We start from the raw sequence: 18,014 nt of genomic DNA on the forward strand, positions 1-18,014 counted from the left end.
TTCTTTTATTGTTTAACGATGGCGGTATTTGTCATAGTCAACACCTTGCCATCATTATCAAAAAACTCATTAACCTGACCAATCATTTCAGTCCCAGTAGCGTCATCCAGCTCACCGAATGAGGAATGATCACCGGCCGTAAAGCTGACTTTGCGGCGCAAATACTGAGAACCATCGCCTTCGGACTGAGTGGCCGCTGTAAAGCCAGCTGCTGATGCCAGAGGAGTTGCACCCGCTAATGGTGCCGCAGAGGTATCTGCCAGCTTGTCATTAGAGCCATCTTCACCCTGCAGGACATTATCCAAAAGCACCCGCGGAGGTGTCCCGTTATCAGCAAATGCAGCGGGAGGAACCACCAGATCTGGGGCATTAGATGCTCCGTCACCAACGATTTCAAACATCAGCACACCAGAGCCGGCAGCAGATGCATTCAGCATGCCCGCAAAATTCATAGGGTCAGCAGAGTCAATGGTTGCCTGGAAGATGTGCATAGTCAGTTCAAACAGTGAAGAACCCTGAGACAGATCCAGAGGAGTCGATGCCTGGTTACCAAGCGCTTCAAAACCGTCAACAATGGTCGGGCCGAATGCAAACGAGTTTTCAATCATCTTGGTTACGTGACCTGAACCATTTGCCAATACACCGGCTTCTACATTATTCAGGTAAATATTAGAGCTGCCATTCAAAGCGTTAGACAGTGCCAGGAAAGGCGTACCCACGATAGAACCCAGAGAATGCCCTGCGAATTTCACGGATGCATTGGTATTAATATCGGCACCCACCACAGCCGAATCACTAAAGTTCAGATACTTCAGACTGGCGTTCAGGTTGAGCAAATCCATCACCGCCTGGCGCATGTTGTCACGGGTATTCTGGAAGTTGGCAATGTTAATAAACAACGAGCCTGAACCAGAATCATCGTAGATACCATCAGCAGGACTTACATCGCCATCGGTACCTGGTGTTGCTACCAACATACTACGAGGTGTTCCTGTAGCAGACTGAGTCAGGCCGAAATGACGTTGCTGCAACAAACCATAGATCAGGTCATCAGTAGAGTTAGTTACACTGTCACCATTCATATCTGCAGGTGCAGTATATAAACCACCCAACAGGTTTTTCTCTGTAGCATCTGTAGGATCAAGACCGTGCATAGGCAGATCAATGGCAACCACAGCAGTACAGGCATCAGCTGCAACAACTTGTGCTGCAAATGGAATGGCTGCAGTACGCTTAGTGGTAATGCCATGCTGATAAATTACAGGGTCATAGCCAGAAGCACTACAGTCTTCAGTGCTGCTATAAAACACCGAAACCGGCACATCGACATAACCCAGAGGGTTGGTTTCACTAGTATGCAAACCCGTTTTTGCCAGCGGGAACAAGCGCGTTACGTTGCTCGATGGCGGAGTCACAGCTGAAGCTGGGATATTTACAGCACTTAGCAGCGCTGATAGATCCGTACCTAAGGTGTCATCGGCCTGCCAGAAACCAGCGAAAGAACGCAATGCCGTAGTAGACAGCGTTGCAAGAGAGGTTGTATCCGGTGCTGACAGATAATATGGCAGCTTAATAGAACCGTTGGAAATATTCAGGTTAGTCCCTGTAATACCCAGAGCAGTCAGAGGAACTTCTTTCACAGTGAAATCGGCAACTCGCGGCGCTGGTTGTGGCAGGGCCGCAGCCAATGCAACCGCAGCGCCAGCATTGGCCTGCCAGGCTTCTGCACCACCAAGCGCTGTAATAATTCCAGTCTTATTCTGCTCTGGCAGCGCATTGACATAACCGATAAATCCAGCAGCTGCAGCCGTAACATCGCCATTACTGCTTACCAGATTGCTTTCGATAACGTAGCGAAGATCTGCTGGCATTGTCTGATTAACAGCCGCATTGACAAGCCCCGGAGCTGCCATACCAGAAAGGACCTCAGTACCGCCGCCGGTCGTGAATGTTGTGGTATAAGCAATGTCACTGGTTTCCAGTTGCTGACCCAGGCCGCCAGTAATGCCTTTAGCCAATCCGACCCATGAGCGGATTGCACCCTGCAGTTTTGCCGCAGTAGGATCCTGTGCATCAGCGGTTGCTACTGCAAGTAAACTGAACGTGGTACTTGAGCGAACACCAACCCCTTCAGCATCTTTCAGACCATCTGTGACTACAACCAGATAACGGGTTTTAGACTTCAGAGGCTCTTTCGGCATAATGCGCAGAACATTATTTGCGTCGTCAGCTGAATCTGAATAGGTAACAACACTTGCTTCAATGGATACAGGAGCTCCAAAAGGATTAGCCGCATTGAGCGCTGGCGCGTCATTATTCAGCGGCTTACCGCCGGCAATCGGATCATTGGTGTAATTCAGCGGCACCAGAAGTACGTTGGTTAACGCCCCCGGCGTTGTCACAATAGATGTAGCGTCTAAAGCACCATCAAAGGCGACATCAATCGCTGAGACCGTAGAGAAACCATCGAGGTCACCCACGGCAGAGAAAATCGGGTTATAACCTGCACCACCAAGAGCAATATCGCCACCCGGGAACGGAATGGTACCGTCCAAACAGGTAGCCGTGTCTTCCGAGGCGCAATCGCTGTCAGCACCGGCCAGCCCCTGAATAAGCAAATCGGTGATCAGAGGGATATTGGGAAGTCCAGCTGCATTGGTAGAACTCGGGTTATAAATAACGCGGGTAATTTCTGTAGCCTGACCACCGTTACCAACCGTACCGGATGTCACCGGCGTGGTATCGACATTGTCATTGTGTGTTTCAACGCTACTGATATTACAGCCGGCGAGGCCTGCGGTCGTGGCTGCGATGGCCAGACTGAGAAGGGTCTTCTTCACCATATTGCTACCTGTCTGTTTTTTTATGGTTATTGGTGCACTTTCAGGGTTTGAGTGTGTCCATACCCCCAAAGAGATGCCCATGACTATAATCTGGCCGCCACGCACCCTCATCACTCAAAAGTATGATTCCTTGCTAATCACCCTCTCATTTTGTATCCGTACGTAACACTACCTTCGTAGCAGGCACCTGGTTGCCCCTACTTTGTCGCGATCAGCTCCCCGGATGCAGTCAGGCGGTCGCTGAATTGTTAAAAAGCGCCCCATTCCTCTAGAATGGCGGCCAATTTCAAGATATCTGACTCAGGAGCAGCACATGTCAAATCAAGATTCCGTGGTTATCGTAGCCGGCGCACGCACGCCAATGGGTGGATTCCAGGGCAGCCTGGCCAGCGTCAGCGCAACCGATCTGGGCGCACTGGCGATTGCCGAAGCCGTAAAACGTGCCGGCATTGATACCGCCGACGTGCAGGAAGTGATTATGGGTAACGTGCTGCCAGCTGGCCTGAAGCAAGGCCCGGCCCGCCAGGCAATGCGCAAAGCCGGCCTGCCGGATGCCACGGGCGCAACCACCATCAACAAGCTGTGTGGTTCAGGCATGAAAGCCACCATGATGGCGCACGATGCCATCAAAGCCGGGTCGGTAGAGATTGCCGTTGCCGGTGGTATGGAGTCCATGTCCAACGCGCCTTACGTACTCGAAGGTGTACGTACCGGTCTGCGCATGGGGGCTGGCAGCGCACCGCAGGATCATATGTTCCTGGATGGCTTACAGGATGCCGAAACCGGCCGCCTGATGGGTTCTTTTGCTCAGGATGTGGCCAATCAGAAAGGCTATACCCGCGAGCAGATGGATAACTACGCCATTATGTCTCTGACCCGCGCCAAAGATGCGATTGAAAAAGGCCTGAACAGCGCCGAAATCGTGCCGGTTACTGTAACCAGTCGTAAAGGCGAAACCGTAGTTGAGCAGGATGAGCAGCCATTCAATGCCAACATCGAAAAAATCCCGAGCCTGCGTCCGGCGTTCGCCAAAGACGGCACCATTACTGCCGCTAATGCTTCCTCTATCTCCGATGGCGCATCCGCACTGGTACTGATGAGTGAATCGGCTGCTGCCGCGAAAGGCGTGACCCCGATCGCCCGTATCGTGGCACACGCTACTCAGTCTCAGCATCCGTCTGAATTCACCATTGCTCCGGTTGGTGCCATTGAGAAGGTTCTGGCCAAAGCCGGCTGGAACAAAGACGACGTGGACCTGTTCGAGATCAACGAAGCTTTCGCCATGGTTGCGATGATGCCGGTTGATGAACTGGAACTGGATATCAACAAAGTAAACATTTATGGCGGTGCCTGCGCCCAGGGTCACCCGGTTGGTTCAACCGGCTCCCGTCTGATCGTTACTCTGATGAACGCGCTGAAAAATACCGGCGGTAAGAAAGGTGTTGCGGCACTGTGTATTGGTGGTGGTGAGGCGACAGCGGTTGCAATCGAACTGATCTGATCTCAGACCAGTAACAACCCATAAAAAAACGGGAGGCGCTGAAAAACGTCTCCCGTTTTTTTATGTCTGCAACCCGCCTAACCCTGAAGCTTTATCGAGGATGGCCGGTTTGTAACGACACAATGCCGACACAGATAGCTTCAGAAGACGATGGTTTTGTTGCCGTGCAACAACACCCGGTCTTCCAGATGGCTGCGTACACCGCGCGCCAATACCATTTTCTCCACATCTTTACCCAGACGCACCATATCTTCTACGGTGTCGTTATGGCTGATGCGGATTACGTCCTGATCAATGATCGGGCCTGCATCCAGTTCTGAAGTGACATAGTGACAGGTCGCACCAATCAGTTTTACCCCACGCTCAGCAGCCTGATGATAAGGCTTGGCGCCAACAAAAGACGGCAAAAAACTGTGATGAATATTGATCACCTGGCCGTGGTAACGCTCACACAGTTCCGGCGGAATAATTTGCATATAGCGCGCCAGCACAATGGTATCGGCTTTATGTTCTTCAACAATGGCGTTAACCCGCGCAAAGTGCTCAGCTTTATTGCCAGGCTCCACCGGTACATGGAAGAACGGAATACCATGCCACTCCACCATTGAACGCAGCGTGTCATGATTGGAAATTACACAGGGAATATCGCAGCTCAGCTCTTTGCTGTGCCAGCGGTGCAGCAAATCCACCAGGCAGTGGCTTTCTTTGCTGGCCATCAGAACGACCTTTTTCGGCACGCCGGAATCATTCACCTGCCAGTCCATATCGAACTCTTCTGCAATCGGAGCAAACTCCGCCTTGAGCACATCCAGATCAAAAGACAGCGAATCGGCACGGATACAGTGACGCATAAAAAAGCGTCCGGTAACCGGATCAGAATAATGGTTTGCCTCAACAATCCAGCCACCATGGGCGGAAAAGAACTGGCCAACTTTAGCCACAATGCCCACCCGGTCAGGGCAGGAAATCGTTAAACGGTATACTCGTTCCATAGAAATCCACTACAGACTTATAAGGTTGTCACTCTGGCCCGAAAGGCTATTGCACCTGCGCGGGGGAAGTGATCAACTGAAGCCATTAAAAACAATAATAAGTATCGGAGAGACGCCTATGTTACTCCTTAGATCCCTGATTCTCACCCTGTTTGTCGGCTTTTCAGCCCAGGCGAGCAGCAATTCTCTGGAACAGAATGTTTTCGATCTCAGTGTCGGTGTTAAAACGCTGCTGCTGCAGTACTACCATGTACAGGCAGATGAGGGGAATCAGCAACTGCTCAAAGAACTCAACAGCAACCTGAGCAGAATCGATGAGCAGCAGCAGAATGTCAGCCAACAACTGCTGAGCATCCAACTGACCGGCGATAACACTCACCCGCAGATGATCGACAGCCACTGGCAGCGCTTCCGTACCCTGATGCAGCAGAATATTCACGAAATTGAAGTGAACGACTTCCCCGAATTACAGGTCGTCGCCATGATGCGTGATGCATCCAGTGCCATGATCGGCGAACTGGAAAAGATTGGCGATGAACTGCGCGCCAGCGGAGAGTTTTCGGTATCAGGTATTGAGCGCTGGACGCGCAATCAGAAGCGCTTATTGTTGGGAATTACCGAACGGTATCTGGAACGTGCCGCTTCATCCATGGGAGCACCACTCAGCAATGGTCAGGACATCAACCTGCTCTGCCAGGAGTTCGCCCACGGTCTCGACGCTCTGGATGCTGCCACACTCAGCGTACCGGCACAGGCTTCAATGCGACGCATACGCAGCCAATGGTTATTTGTCGAAAAATCCGCAACCAATGCCGAAGCCCGGTTAGTCCCTTTTCTGGTGATGCGTTACACCAACAGTATGATTGATCAGCTGAGCCGCATCGCAGCCAGCTGATTATTTCAGCGCCAGATCAGCTCTCACTGCCGTTGAATATAAGCCGCGCTAAGGCCGCAGCTACTTTTCCAGCAACTGCCTTGGATCTGTTGCCGGGTTCTGGTTTATCTCGTTTGCAGTGCGGATACTCAGGCTTAAAATTCGGTCAGCATCCACCGGCCCCAGACACTCACATACGCCGATATAAATAAAGTTAAGTAAGCGCTTCAAATCGCTCAGCGGAGCACTGGCCACAACCAATGCATGCTTGCCATCCCCCCAAAGATTAAATGCGTACGCCAACTCCTGAGAAATGTTATGCCGCAAAGACTGCTCCATCGCGTAACGTTTTACCACCCGGACCGTATCTGAACGCAACTGGCCGAAAAGCGTTGTTAATACCGACGAATAAACATCGCTCCAATCTGGCTGCTGAAATAATTCCATCTCATCCAGACTGCCACTTTCTGCCTGAGCAGACTGATATCTCAGCATGTCATTCATCGGGTCAGGCTGCAGTTGTGCACTGCTGTCCATCAGAATGCCGATTAGCTGGCGATACAAATGGGAGCGATTCTGCGCCACCTCGGGAATATCTTTGCAATCCGACAAAAAACCGTTCAGTTCAAATTGTGATTTCTGCGCATAATGATTCTGCCAACGCCACATGGCCCGCCATAAACCATCCCCTTGCAGGGTTTCCTGAAGAACCGTAAATACTGCCCGTCTTTTTACTTCAATCGTCATTGTCATTAGCGGCTACTCATAATTCACGATGATAAGTAACGTTCTGATGAAACTCCGGGTAACCCACTTCATCATGCTCGGTAAAATCCAGCCCCTGCTGCTCATGCTGAGTGCTTGCACGTAAACCGATCAAACGATCAATCAGAAAAAACAGAATAAGCGATAACGGAAACGCCCAGAAAAACGCCGAGAAAATCCCTACCAACTGCACGGCAATCTGCGACGGATCAAACATATTATCTTTCAGGAAAAGCCCGGCCGCTAATGTTCCCCAGGCACCGGCGAAGCCATGAACAGGAATAGCACCCACTACATCATCCAGCCGACGGCGTTCCAGCCAGCCCGCACCGTAAACCGATATTGCTCCGGCAATCAGACCGGTCAGGGCAGCAAATTCCGGCGTCATCGACGCACAACCTGCGGTGATACCCACCAGGCCAGCAATACTGCCGTTAATCGTGGAGGTCAGCAGCACCGGACGTTTACTCATACGGCTGAACAGCAATGCTCCGGTTGCTCCGGCAGCCGCAGCTAATTGTGTATTCAGTACAATCAAGCCGATTTCTGCATTCGCCGCCAGCGTGCTGCCGCCATTAAAACCAAACCAGCCGAGCCATAAAATAAAACCGCCCAGCGCCACAAGGGAAAGGTTATGGCCCGGAATACTGCGCGCAGCACCACTGGTTCGGTCAAAACGCCCGGTTCGCGCGCCTAACACGATAATGCCTGCCAGTGCGCACCAGGCACCGACAGAGTGAACAACGGTCGAACCGGCAAAATCGATAAAACCTAACTTGGCCAACCAACCCGTGCCACCGTACATACCGCCCCAAACCCAACTGCCAAATACCGGATAAATAAACGCCGTAATCACGCAGGTCGCGATCAAGTACGCATCGTATTTTGTCCGCTCAGCCATCGCACCACTGCAAATAGTGACCGCCGTCGCCGCGAACATCGTTTGAAACAGCAGCACGGTGTAATCCCAGGATTCAGCTTCGACCGACGTTGTTGACGAAAGGGCAAAGTGGCTGGCACCGAAAAACCCAGTGAAATTTTCTCCGAACATCAGGCCATAACCCACCAGCCAGAAAATAAGACTGCCAAGACATACGTCCATGTAGTTTTTCATCATTACGTTGACGGCATTTTTTGCCCGCGACATACCGCTTTCCAGCAAAGCAAAACCCGCCTGCATAAAAAACACCAACGCTGCTGCCATGACCACCCATAAAGTATTGATATTCAATTCTGCGGCCGACGTAGCTGCCATCGCAGGAACACTGACACTGCTTAATGCGATCCACACAATCCATTTCATAACATTACCTGTTTGGCTGTTCAGACAAAGAGCAAACGTGCTGCCGTGTTTTTCATCCAGACTATGCGTCTGGGATATTTATCAACGCTACTTATCAACGCTATTTATCAACAGCGAGCAAAGCCTGTGCCAGAACAATGAGCGGAAAAATATACCGGCGTGAGCGCAGGGCAGAGAAAAAACCGTGACTGTGAAAATATTCCAGCACCAGAAAAGTGCAGCACAAAACCAGCACGCACCAGCTTCAGGCTGACAGAACGTTCGCTGCACTGCTATATTGCAGTTAAAGCACCTCGGAATAATTCATAGGCGCTTTAAAGGAACTCACTCTGCAACGGCCAGGAATCATGTCATTAATCGTGTTCGATATGGGTATACGGGTTGAGACGCCTCTGCGGCCGGATAAAAACCGGATAAAAGCAACCGCAGCGACCTCGGCTATTCAGCCGGTAAGAACCGGTGACTCTCAGTCTCCTGCCGAAAGACAGGCACAGCAGGTTCTGGAACACTATGCGCATCAGCAAAAGACACCCGACTCCATCGCTTTTGCCGCCGACATTATGCATACACCGGTCATGACGCTAACGCCGGATCACAGCGTACAGGATGCCTGGAATAAACTGGCGGAAAGTGGCTACCACCACCTGCCGGTGGTTGATGACGAGAATAAAGTGAATGCCATTATTTCTGACCGCGATTTAATGCACGCCCTGATGCAACAAAACAGCCGATCAACCGGCCTGCCGGATATCTGGGAAAATAACATTATGAACTATGCTGTTCACCCAGTGATCTGTGCCCTGAAAACGACTGATATACGCCAGACCAGCAACATCCTTTTTGAATACAACATCGGCGCACTGCCCGTTATCGATGATAACCACAGACTGTGCGGAATAATTACCCGCACCGATATTCTGAAATTACTCCGGCATTACGGCCCAATGGAACTCTGGGCATAATTTTTACTCCGGGGACAGGAGAAACCATGACAAAACACTATGAACTGATTCACCCTAAAACCCACCTGCGTGTTCTTTCCCGCTATGAAATACAACAACTGCGCGAAGTGGGCAGTGACGTCCACGAACTGGTAAGACGCTGCTGTTACGCCGTTCTCAGTGCTGGCAGTCAGTCGGATAATTATCTGGAACTGAAAGAAGAATTCCGTAATTTTAATATTCAGGTACAACAGGAAGACCGCGGTATTGTACTCAGCCTGAAAAATCCACCGCAGAGTGCGTTTGTCGATGGCGAAATCATTCGCGGCGTACGTGAGCAACTATTCTCCGTACTGCGCGATGTTCTCTATGCACAGGAGTCCATCCTCGAAGCACACCGCTTTGATCTGAATAACGGCGACGACATCACCAACGCCGTTTTTCACCTGCTGCGTAACGCTAACGTGCTGAAGCCAGATCGCTGGCCAAACCTGGCGATCTGCTGGGGTGGTCATTCCATTCCACGTAATGAATACCAGTACACCAAAGATGTTGGTTACCAATTAGGGTTACGCGGTCTGGATGTTGGTACCGGTTGCGGCCCCGGTGCCATGAAAGGGCCGATGAAAGGTTGCGCCATTGGTCATGCCAAGCAACACAACCGCGATGGCCGCTATATCGGCATCACCGAACCAGGCATTATCGCCACCGAAGCACCGAACCCGATTGTCAATGAACTGGTAATTCTGCCAGACATTGAAAAGCGCCTGGAAGCATTTATCCGTCTTGCCCATGGCATCGTGATTTTTCCCGGTGGGCCAGGAACAGCCGAAGAACTGCTGTATTTACTCGGCGTCCTGTCACACCCTGACAATCAGCAAATTCCGTTTCCGATTGTGATTACCGGCCCGACCGAGACTGAAGATTATCTGCGAGCCATTGACCGTTTTATCGGCACGGCTCTGGGAGCCACTGCCCAACAACGTTATCAGATTATTATTCAGGATGCAGAAGCGGTTGCACGCGCGATGAAAGCTGGGATTGCAGAAGTTGAGCAGTACCGTCAGTCAAGCAACGATGCCTACTTTTTTAACTGGGCTTTAACCATCGTGGAAGATTTTCAGCTGCCGTTTGATCCAACCCATGAAGCAATGAGCAATCTTTGCCTGAGCAAATCGCTGCCTGGCCATGAACTGGCTGCTAATCTGCGCCGCGCCTTTTCCGGTATTGTTGCCGGTAATGTGAAGGAGGTGGGAATCACCCGCGTACAGGAGCACGGTCCGTATCAGATACAGGGCGATAAAAGCATTCTGCAAGGGATGGACGTGTTGTTAACTGCCATGGTGAAACACGGGCGCATGAAGATCAGCGGCGACTATACGCCATGCTATGAAATCGTAGCCCGCTGACGATATGAAAATAAAGAAACAAAAAAGCGGCTGAACAGCAGCCGCTTTTTTTATCAGTAATAACTGAGAATATCTTTAATGCCGGTTTCTTGTTCCGATTCGACCGCTTCATGCACGGTTGTCACCGGTTTTATCACTGCATCACGTCCCAGTCTGTAGCTTTGCTCTTTTACCACAATCTGATATGCCTTATTCAGCATCAGAGCGCGCTCTGCGCCTGGCAGCAATAAATGACTGATATCCTGAGATAGCTTTGAGAACTCCTCAACTTTAGGGCTGCGGTCGGCATTGAAGAACTTGTTCAGAACTTCGTTGTTATCACGGAACTCATTACCGGTTGGATTATGTTCAAGATAATAAGCGTACTCACCATGACCATCCTCGCGCGCAGGATCGGCAACGCCCTCTAAACCTTTTTCCAGCCAGTGATACCATCCATCACGGAAGCTGCCATGATCAAACTTGCGTGCAAACGAAATAGTAGTGTCATTGGAGGAGCCAATATAACCGTGGCAACCGGTACAAAAATACGTTTCTTCGTAGGTTTGCGGCCGCAACTGCCCGGCATCATCTTCAATAAACCCCTGATACGTCCATCCCTGCGCAACCGTCAAGCCGGATTCCATATCACCTAAGGCTAACTTTGTACGGGATGGAAAATCATGACGTTCTTTAATTTCATCATCAACGATACCGCGCAACTGATAATAGTTTCTCCAGGAATTCTTTTTCGAATAGCGCACTTCTTTCATACGTCTGGCCATTTTCACTTTGCCATCCGCAACATCAAGATAGCGTACGGTATGCAGGAACTCGGTACCTTCTGGATACAAACGCGCCGCCAGGTGTACAGCACCTTGTTCCTGCAACGTTTTGGCCTGGCCCACGTAACTCATCAGACGATTTTCTTTTGGCAGCCAATCGTACGTTATGCGTTGAGCAACCGACAGAACGCCGTTTTTATCCAGATCGACGCCGTACTTATTTTCATCGACGGCAGCAATGGGAATGTCTTTTTCTTTAATAAGTGCTTCGACAATGGCGAGGTTAACAGCGTAAGTCACCGGATCGAAGATACCCTCATTGTTCTTACGGAATGCGTCAGGCAGACGAATCATGACATCATCCGTCGAGCCATTGGTCGGCATAAAGGTTCCCAGAAAAGGATAATACGCAAACACCCGCCAGCCGGTATATTCACCCGCCGGTGAAATATCAAATCCCTGCTCATTAAAAGCAAAATAGGCATCCGGAATATAGCCATCCCACTGGCCATTTTTGTTGCGATCCCACTCAGCAGGTGGGTTTGCTAATTTAGCTGACAGAATGATTCCGCCATTATCGGAGAAATAGTTATCCTCTCTGACGTAAGAAAGTATCTCCTGATCTGACACCTTACCAATGGCTTCTGTACGGTCCTTAAACAGGTTATCCCAATTATTTTTAAGGCCACTTTCCGGGAAAGCATAGGCTACCTGAACATCAATATCGTTAAGAAAATTAGGACGCTTGCTCTCCGTGTGGCAGGCATAACAAGGATTCTGGACACCCTGATCGGTTACCGGGTCGGTATAACACTGAGGTGGAATATAAGGCACAGGATTAATGGTGGCGTCACTCGTGATATCAACCAGTGTTCCGAATGAATAGCTGGACGCAACCGGATTCACTTTATTCTCTGCCGGAATATTTTCCCCACTATCTGCCTGAGGCTGTTTGGACTGATCACTTTCAGACGCGGTGAAACACCCGGACAATACCGAGGACAGCATGGCAACAATAAACAAAGGATACGTTTTCATAAATCTACCAAAAACAAAAAAGGGGCAGCCGTAGCTGCCCCTAATCTTAAGCGTCAAATATTACTGTACGTTTACAGCCGGGAAAGGCCCAACGTAACCGGTGTAAGCACGCGCTTCACCTGCGCCAGTATTTTGATTGCTATCCGATTCACCATAAGGGTGCTGAACAACAGTGGTCAGGTAAGACCAGCCATTGATGTTCGGGTACCAGTAAGGTGAAGTCGTTTCTGAACCGTAAGGCGTGGTCAGGATGCGGGTCAGCTTTTCAGTAGCAAAGTCATACGCCCAGATCGCATCGTTCTGATGGCCTGAACCGGTATCTTCACCAATAATCAGCATGTCGTAACCTGAAACATAGGTAACGTTATCCGGCTCGGAGATACCGTCGATATGACAGCTGTTCTTCGCTTCAAAACCAGCAACCTGCGGGTCAGATGCACTGACCGGACGACCAGCAACCAGACCGTACATGTTGTGTGCAACGTAGTTGGAACCGATTACTGAATCAGGGCCCAGGTCCATCTGATAAACCGCACCACACTTGTTCTGATCATCCAGCTGCATGTGGTCAGGACCACCGACATCACCAGAGGTACCAGCCAGCATAGACTTGGCAACGTTAGACATGCCTACGTACATTTTATGACGCTTGCTGTCGTAGGTAATACCTTCTTCTTTGCGGAATTCAGTCGTCGCACCCAGCATCGCCGCATAACGACGGGTTTCCAGACGTGAAGCAACTTTCTCCATGCCGGCTTTAACTTTCAGACATTCCTGACCAACACCATTGGCGCTGATGGAGGTAAAGCCTGCACTACAGGCATCTGCAACCGGCGCTTCAGATTCAAAGATATCGTTGAAGGTTACTTTCGTTTTACCGTTAGTGCCGTGAACGTAATCGCTGATTTCTGCATCGGTAGCATGACCCAGGCTGATCCAGGTCAGATCTGCTGCGCCAACACCGGTAGAATCGGTCTGATTCCACTTAGCGGCGTAGGTAGTACCTGCACTCAGGTCACCAGCGGTATCAGCAACAAACATATACAGGCCAACGTTGGTACCATCGTCGGTCATATAGGTTGTTTTGGAATCTGGCATAACGTAAGACAGCTCGAACGCCAGGCGGCCCATTGCATAGTGTTTTGCTGTGGTCACAGACGCATTTTCTGCAACAGCCACTTCAATGTTCCAACCGTAGAAGTACGGGTTCCATTCTGCTGCATCAGCAAAGTAGTCGAGCATCGGAGCTGAATAGCCGTTAGCCGCCGCTTCAACATTGGTCGGTTGCGATTTAGCATCCGGCTCATATTCTTCGGATGCCAGATGAGTGGTCCACGGAGTCACAGAACCGGCACAGTGTACCCAACCACCGTCAACACCAGACTGATCAATCTGAGTCAGATTAGTAACACTCAGCTTACCGTTGTCTTTATTCTGATCCAGTTCCAGCAGGAACATTGCACCCGGACGGTCTTCAAACTGAGAAACAGAATACAGTTTGTTGCCGATTGGCAGCAGAGAAGTAAATTCATTGGAATCGGAAATACGCGCAGAGCCGTCATCTTCTTTCAGAACCGTACCGGCTTTATCAACCAGCTGACCGAAAGCCACACCGCTGATAACATCACCGGAGCGTGCGAATACATTATATTCACCGCCATAGATTTTGCCGTTTACGATCGCCTGAGAAACGGATACTTCACGTTTTTCAGCGTCAGTGGCCGGCGCATTAACACCGACAAATTTCATAAATGCCGGGCTGCCGTTATTGCCGTCCTGACCGTTGTTGCCGTCCTGGCCGTTACATACCTGCTGAGTGCTGTCTACTTCAGCATCATCCAGCACGCCATTGCGGTTATCATCGATACCGCTTTCAACCGTAATACCACCGTTGGCACAAGTCGTGTTCGCCGCAAAAACGGTGGAACGGGTCACTGAAGATGAAGATTTTGGAGTGTCATTATTGTTATTATTGCCACCACCACACGCCGCCAGAGTGGCTGCGGAAGCAACGATCATCGCCTGAAACAGGCGCTTCTTTTGAAAAAGTTCCATAGTCATCTCTCTCTAAGACTATCCGATTAGGAGTTATTTCCTGAGGCGCTAGGCTAGTAGAGAAAAATGACAATAAGCGTGCAGTTTTATGACATATAAAAGACAGTTATATTACAGATATCAATAGCGTCGGACCTGAACCACCACCCGCCGATTAGCGGCTCGCTGCTGCTCGATGGATTGAGCAGAATCTGTTTCTTTCGGCCGGCTATCAGCAAAGCCGGATGCTTTCAGGCGCTCCTTGGCAACGCCCTGACTCATCAGGTATTTGACAACGTGGGTCGCACGGGCTGCCGACAATTCCCAGTTCGAGGGAAATTGTTCATTGGCAATCGGAATATCATCGGTATGACCTTCCACCTCAATCATGTGGGTTTCATGACTGGTATCGCGGATAATTGCAGACACTTTTTCCAGCAAGGGCATGGCGTTGGCTTTTAAATCGGCCGAACCGGAATCGTAAAGTGCCACGTTAGCGAACTCTACTTTGACTCCACGCTGATCAAGCACCACCGATAGCTGATCCTGCAGGCCATTCTGGGCAATATAATCATCCAACGCTTTTTTGATATCGGTAAAAGGGGTTGTCTGCTGACGGTCTGTCATTACCGTCGACAAACCTTCCTGTAATGCTTCAACTTTGCCCTGATCAATATCCGAAACAGACAGTATTATGACGAAAAAAGCCAGCAACAGAGTGATCGCATCAGAATAGGTCACCAGCCATGAACTGGACGAGTCATCGAAGTTTGGCCGACGACGACGCAGACCCCGGCGCTTTACAGCTTCATCCACGACAGATCTCCGGAGTTATCAGATCAGAGTGTTTCATCAGCAAACTGCAAACGGACAGAAGGTTTAAGAAAGGCATTCAGACGATCCTGAATAAACAACGCATCACGTTTCTCGGCCAATAGCACAAAGCCTTCGGTGATTAACTGGTGACGGTAATAAAGCGCCTCTTGTTTTTCCGTCACCTGATTGGCAGCCGGTTTAAAAAACAGATTGGCCAATACCACACCGTACAGTGTGGTAATCAACGCCAGCGCTAACCCCTGCCCCAATCCGGCCATATCGCCATTAAGATTATCCAGCATGATAATCAAACCGATGATCGTACCGACCATGCCAAAACCAGGCGCATAGGTTGCCATGGTATTCAGCACTTTCGATTCCAGCGTATGCCGTTGCCAGGTAGCATCCATCGCATCACTGAGCATGATGCGGATTTCATGGCTTTTATAACCGGAGCCAATCAGCTCCATCGCGTGGCCGAGAAATTCATCCTTAGCTTCTTCTTTACTCAGGCTTTGCTCCAGCGCACTGATGCCCCCCTGGCGATACAGATTTGTCCAGTCGACAAAGCGGCTGACCAGGTTGCGTAAATGTTTTTGCGACGTTGGCGTATGAAAAAAAGTGGCCATCATGCTGCGCACAGCAATCAGCACATCACCGGTGCTGTAACTGATTAATGAAGCCGCCAGGGTGCTGCCCAGAACCAGCGCCAGGCTGGAAAGACTCATAAAAATCTGATGGTGGTCGGTACTGCTGACAATCGCAAAAGCAAATAAGCCAATACCGGCACAAAAGCCAATCAGGGTACTGAATGAAAACATCATGTATTCCTTACCCCTGATGGTTCTGGGCGATAGGTGTCAGTTCTTCCATTGAAAACCGACCGGCTTTTAATACATCCCGCATTTTTTGTACAACCTGTTGTCGCCCGCTTTCTACCGTTTCCTGTGCGATGTCGGCTTCGGCTGTTTTCAGTTCAGCAATCACCGCAGCACGTAATTTGGCTGGTAATGCTGCCAGGATATGGCGTTTGAATTCTGTCGAGGTATGACACAGCGCAGCAGCCAGCACCGTCCGGTCAATATCACGCAGCTCATTGGCCAGCACCCGTTCCGGTGCACGGGCCATATCCGCAAAGGTAAAATACACCTGGCGCAGACGATAATAGGTTTCCGGTTTTTCACCTTTCAACGTTTTAAGCAAGCGGGTTTCTTCGGCACTGTTCATATTATCGAGCATACGAATCAGCACCGATAAACCATCGGCGCTGATGTTTTCAAAGGTTGGCACCGACAATGATGCATGTGCCAGACGATCAGCCACGTCGCGGAAAGCGGATACCGGCAGGGTATCAAATTGCCCGAGTTCATAGGCAACCGAGGCCTGATCCTTTTCTTTCATACGCTGAATAATATCGGCGGCCCGTTCAGCCGGAAGCTGTGACATAACCAGTGCTTTGATGCGTGTATCTTCATCTTTAATCAGATACAGCACCTGTGAGTCATTGAGCTTTTCCAGAAATGAAAACGGCGAACTGCCACCGGCATTATCCGCCAGCCCCTGTTGCAGACGCTGCTGAAACGCACTGAGCGATTGCAACAGGCTGTCGCTGTTCCAGTCGGCTTCACTGCGCTGTTGCTCCAGCTCTTGCCATTGACTGCTGCTCAGGGCCGGTATCAAACTGCGCAGCAGAGGTTTCCCCATAGACTCCAGCATGGCGGCTACTTCTGAATACTGCTGACGCTGAAAGCTCTGCTGTACCAGCTGCTGAAATAATTGTGGCTGCGATAAACCGGTGGATACCAGTTCCTGCCGGATTTCGTTTACCTGGCGCTTCAATTCGATCTGTTGATCATTTTCCTGCGGAAAAGCCAGATTTCGCGGCTCACCTGACACTGCAGACACCGCACTTACAGACGGCGCAGCAGGCACCATCCGGCGACTCAAAGCCCGCATACCTAAGGCCATCAGCAATAAAATAAGCAACAGAGAAGCCAGCCAGAACCAAAGAGCATATTCATCCCAGATACTCGCCGGGCTCGGTTTATCTGTGTCGAGACGTTTAAATTCTGTGCGTACGATATTCAGTGTATCGCCGCGCAATTCATCAAGCTGGGATTTACGCGTGATCAGATTGCGTAAAAATTCGACCTGTTCATCATTCAGCGTTCGTTCAACCACCAGAGTGATGGTCATCTTTTTAATGCTGTTACGAAATCCCAGGGTCTTTTCACGGATGGTCTGAATCTTGGTTTCTGCTTCTTGCTTGAGCTGGTCAGCATAATTCAGCACATCGGTACGCTCACGCTCGAGCTGTTGTACTTTATTTTGCAGCGCCTGAATTTCCTGCTGATTTTCCTGCAGCAAGGGCAATTCATTAACCGGCAATCCTGGCAGGACTTCCAACTCATTAGCATCAAAGGTTTTCACTGACCGTGGACGAATTTCGGTAATGGGCTGGCGAACCGGAGGCTTAGGCAACGCAGGATTCGGGGATACCGGATCACTGTCTTTTACCATGGTGCGGGTTTTTTGCAGCGTAGCCTCGACCTGAATAATAAAGCGGTTATCGCCAAGATACGATTTAATATCCCGTGCCAGCCGCGCTTCCATTTCATTTTTAAAGCGTGCTTCTTCCAGATCATCTTTTTTTACCAGCACTTCATACGACTGCTCTTCGGCAAAAACAGCGCTGGTCAGCAGACAGAATATGGCAATAAGAGTTTTCATCATC

At 50.2% G+C, this 18,014-nt stretch carries 13 protein-coding genes; 4 read left to right on the top strand and 9 right to left on the bottom strand.

The window, feature by feature from the left end:
* Positions 1–5: 5 nt before the first annotated feature.
* Positions 6–2,924, bottom strand: a complete 2,919-nt coding sequence (locus NYR02_RS04060) for a hypothetical protein (RefSeq protein WP_260975115.1) — start codon at positions 2,922–2,924, stop codon at positions 6–8.
* Positions 2,925–3,156: 232 nt separating this feature from the next.
* Between NYR02_RS04060 and NYR02_RS04065 the strand changes: the two genes are divergently transcribed.
* Positions 3,157–4,344 (top strand): thiolase family protein, encoded by a 1,188-nt coding sequence (locus NYR02_RS04065; protein WP_260975116.1) that lies wholly within the window; start codon positions 3,157–3,159, stop codon positions 4,342–4,344.
* Between the two features lie 140 nt (positions 4,345–4,484).
* Here the strand turns inward: NYR02_RS04065 and purU are convergent, their stop codons facing one another.
* Positions 4,485–5,336 carry a formyltetrahydrofolate deformylase gene (purU, locus tag NYR02_RS04070; RefSeq protein ID WP_260975117.1) on the bottom strand — a complete coding sequence of 284 codons (852 nt, stop codon included), beginning with the start codon at positions 5,334–5,336 and terminating at the stop codon, positions 4,485–4,487.
* Positions 5,337–5,454: 118 nt separating this feature from the next.
* Here purU and NYR02_RS04075 point away from each other — a divergent pair, with 118 nt between their 5' ends.
* Positions 5,455–6,231 (top strand): hypothetical protein, encoded by a 777-nt coding sequence (locus NYR02_RS04075; protein ID WP_260975118.1) that lies wholly within the window; start codon positions 5,455–5,457, stop codon positions 6,229–6,231.
* A 60-nt stretch (positions 6,232–6,291) separates the two neighbouring features.
* Here NYR02_RS04075 and NYR02_RS04080 read toward each other — a convergent pair whose 3' ends face one another.
* Positions 6,292–6,963 (bottom strand): hypothetical protein, encoded by a 672-nt coding sequence (locus NYR02_RS04080; RefSeq protein WP_260975119.1) that lies wholly within the window; start codon positions 6,961–6,963, stop codon positions 6,292–6,294.
* Between the two features lie 10 nt (positions 6,964–6,973).
* Positions 6,974–8,278, bottom strand: coding sequence for an ammonium transporter (locus NYR02_RS04085; RefSeq protein WP_260975120.1), 1,305 nt, complete (start codon positions 8,276–8,278; stop codon positions 6,974–6,976).
* Positions 8,279–8,625: 347 nt separating this feature from the next.
* On the opposite strand from NYR02_RS04085, the gene NYR02_RS04090 reads away from it, so the two are divergent.
* Positions 8,626–9,240 (top strand): CBS domain-containing protein, encoded by a 615-nt coding sequence (locus NYR02_RS04090; RefSeq protein ID WP_260975121.1) that lies wholly within the window; start codon positions 8,626–8,628, stop codon positions 9,238–9,240.
* Between the two features lie 26 nt (positions 9,241–9,266).
* Positions 9,267–10,628: a nucleotide 5'-monophosphate nucleosidase PpnN gene (ppnN, locus tag NYR02_RS04095; RefSeq protein WP_260975122.1), complete on the top strand. Its 1,362-nt coding sequence runs from the start codon at positions 9,267–9,269 to the stop codon at positions 10,626–10,628.
* A 53-nt stretch (positions 10,629–10,681) separates the two neighbouring features.
* Here ppnN and NYR02_RS04100 read toward each other — a convergent pair whose 3' ends face one another.
* From NYR02_RS04100 to NYR02_RS04120, 5 genes are all read right to left on the bottom strand, one after another.
* Positions 10,682–12,430, bottom strand: a complete 1,749-nt coding sequence (locus tag NYR02_RS04100; RefSeq protein ID WP_260975123.1) for a hypothetical protein — start codon at positions 12,428–12,430, stop codon at positions 10,682–10,684.
* Positions 12,431–12,490: 60 nt separating this feature from the next.
* Positions 12,491–14,485 carry a PhoX family protein gene (locus tag NYR02_RS04105; protein ID WP_260975124.1) on the bottom strand — a complete coding sequence of 665 codons (1,995 nt, stop codon included), beginning with the start codon at positions 14,483–14,485 and terminating at the stop codon, positions 12,491–12,493.
* Positions 14,486–14,605: 120 nt separating this feature from the next.
* A complete protein-coding gene (locus NYR02_RS04110; RefSeq protein ID WP_260975125.1) occupies positions 14,606–15,280 on the bottom strand; it encodes an OmpA/MotB family protein in 675 nt (224 codons plus the stop codon).
* 23 nt (positions 15,281–15,303) lie between these two features.
* On the bottom strand, positions 15,304–16,104 hold the full coding sequence (locus NYR02_RS04115) for a motility protein A (RefSeq protein WP_260975126.1): 801 nt from the start codon (positions 16,102–16,104) through the stop codon (positions 15,304–15,306).
* Between the two features lie 7 nt (positions 16,105–16,111).
* Positions 16,112–18,010 carry a FliG C-terminal domain-containing protein gene (locus NYR02_RS04120; RefSeq protein ID WP_260975127.1) on the bottom strand — a complete coding sequence of 633 codons (1,899 nt, stop codon included), beginning with the start codon at positions 18,008–18,010 and terminating at the stop codon, positions 16,112–16,114.
* Positions 18,011–18,014: the final 4 nt, after the last annotated feature.

The sequence above is a fragment of the Thalassolituus pacificus genome (genome assembly GCF_025318105.1).
Classification (GTDB): domain Bacteria; phylum Pseudomonadota; class Gammaproteobacteria; order Pseudomonadales; family Oceanobacteraceae; genus Venatoribacter; species Venatoribacter pacificus.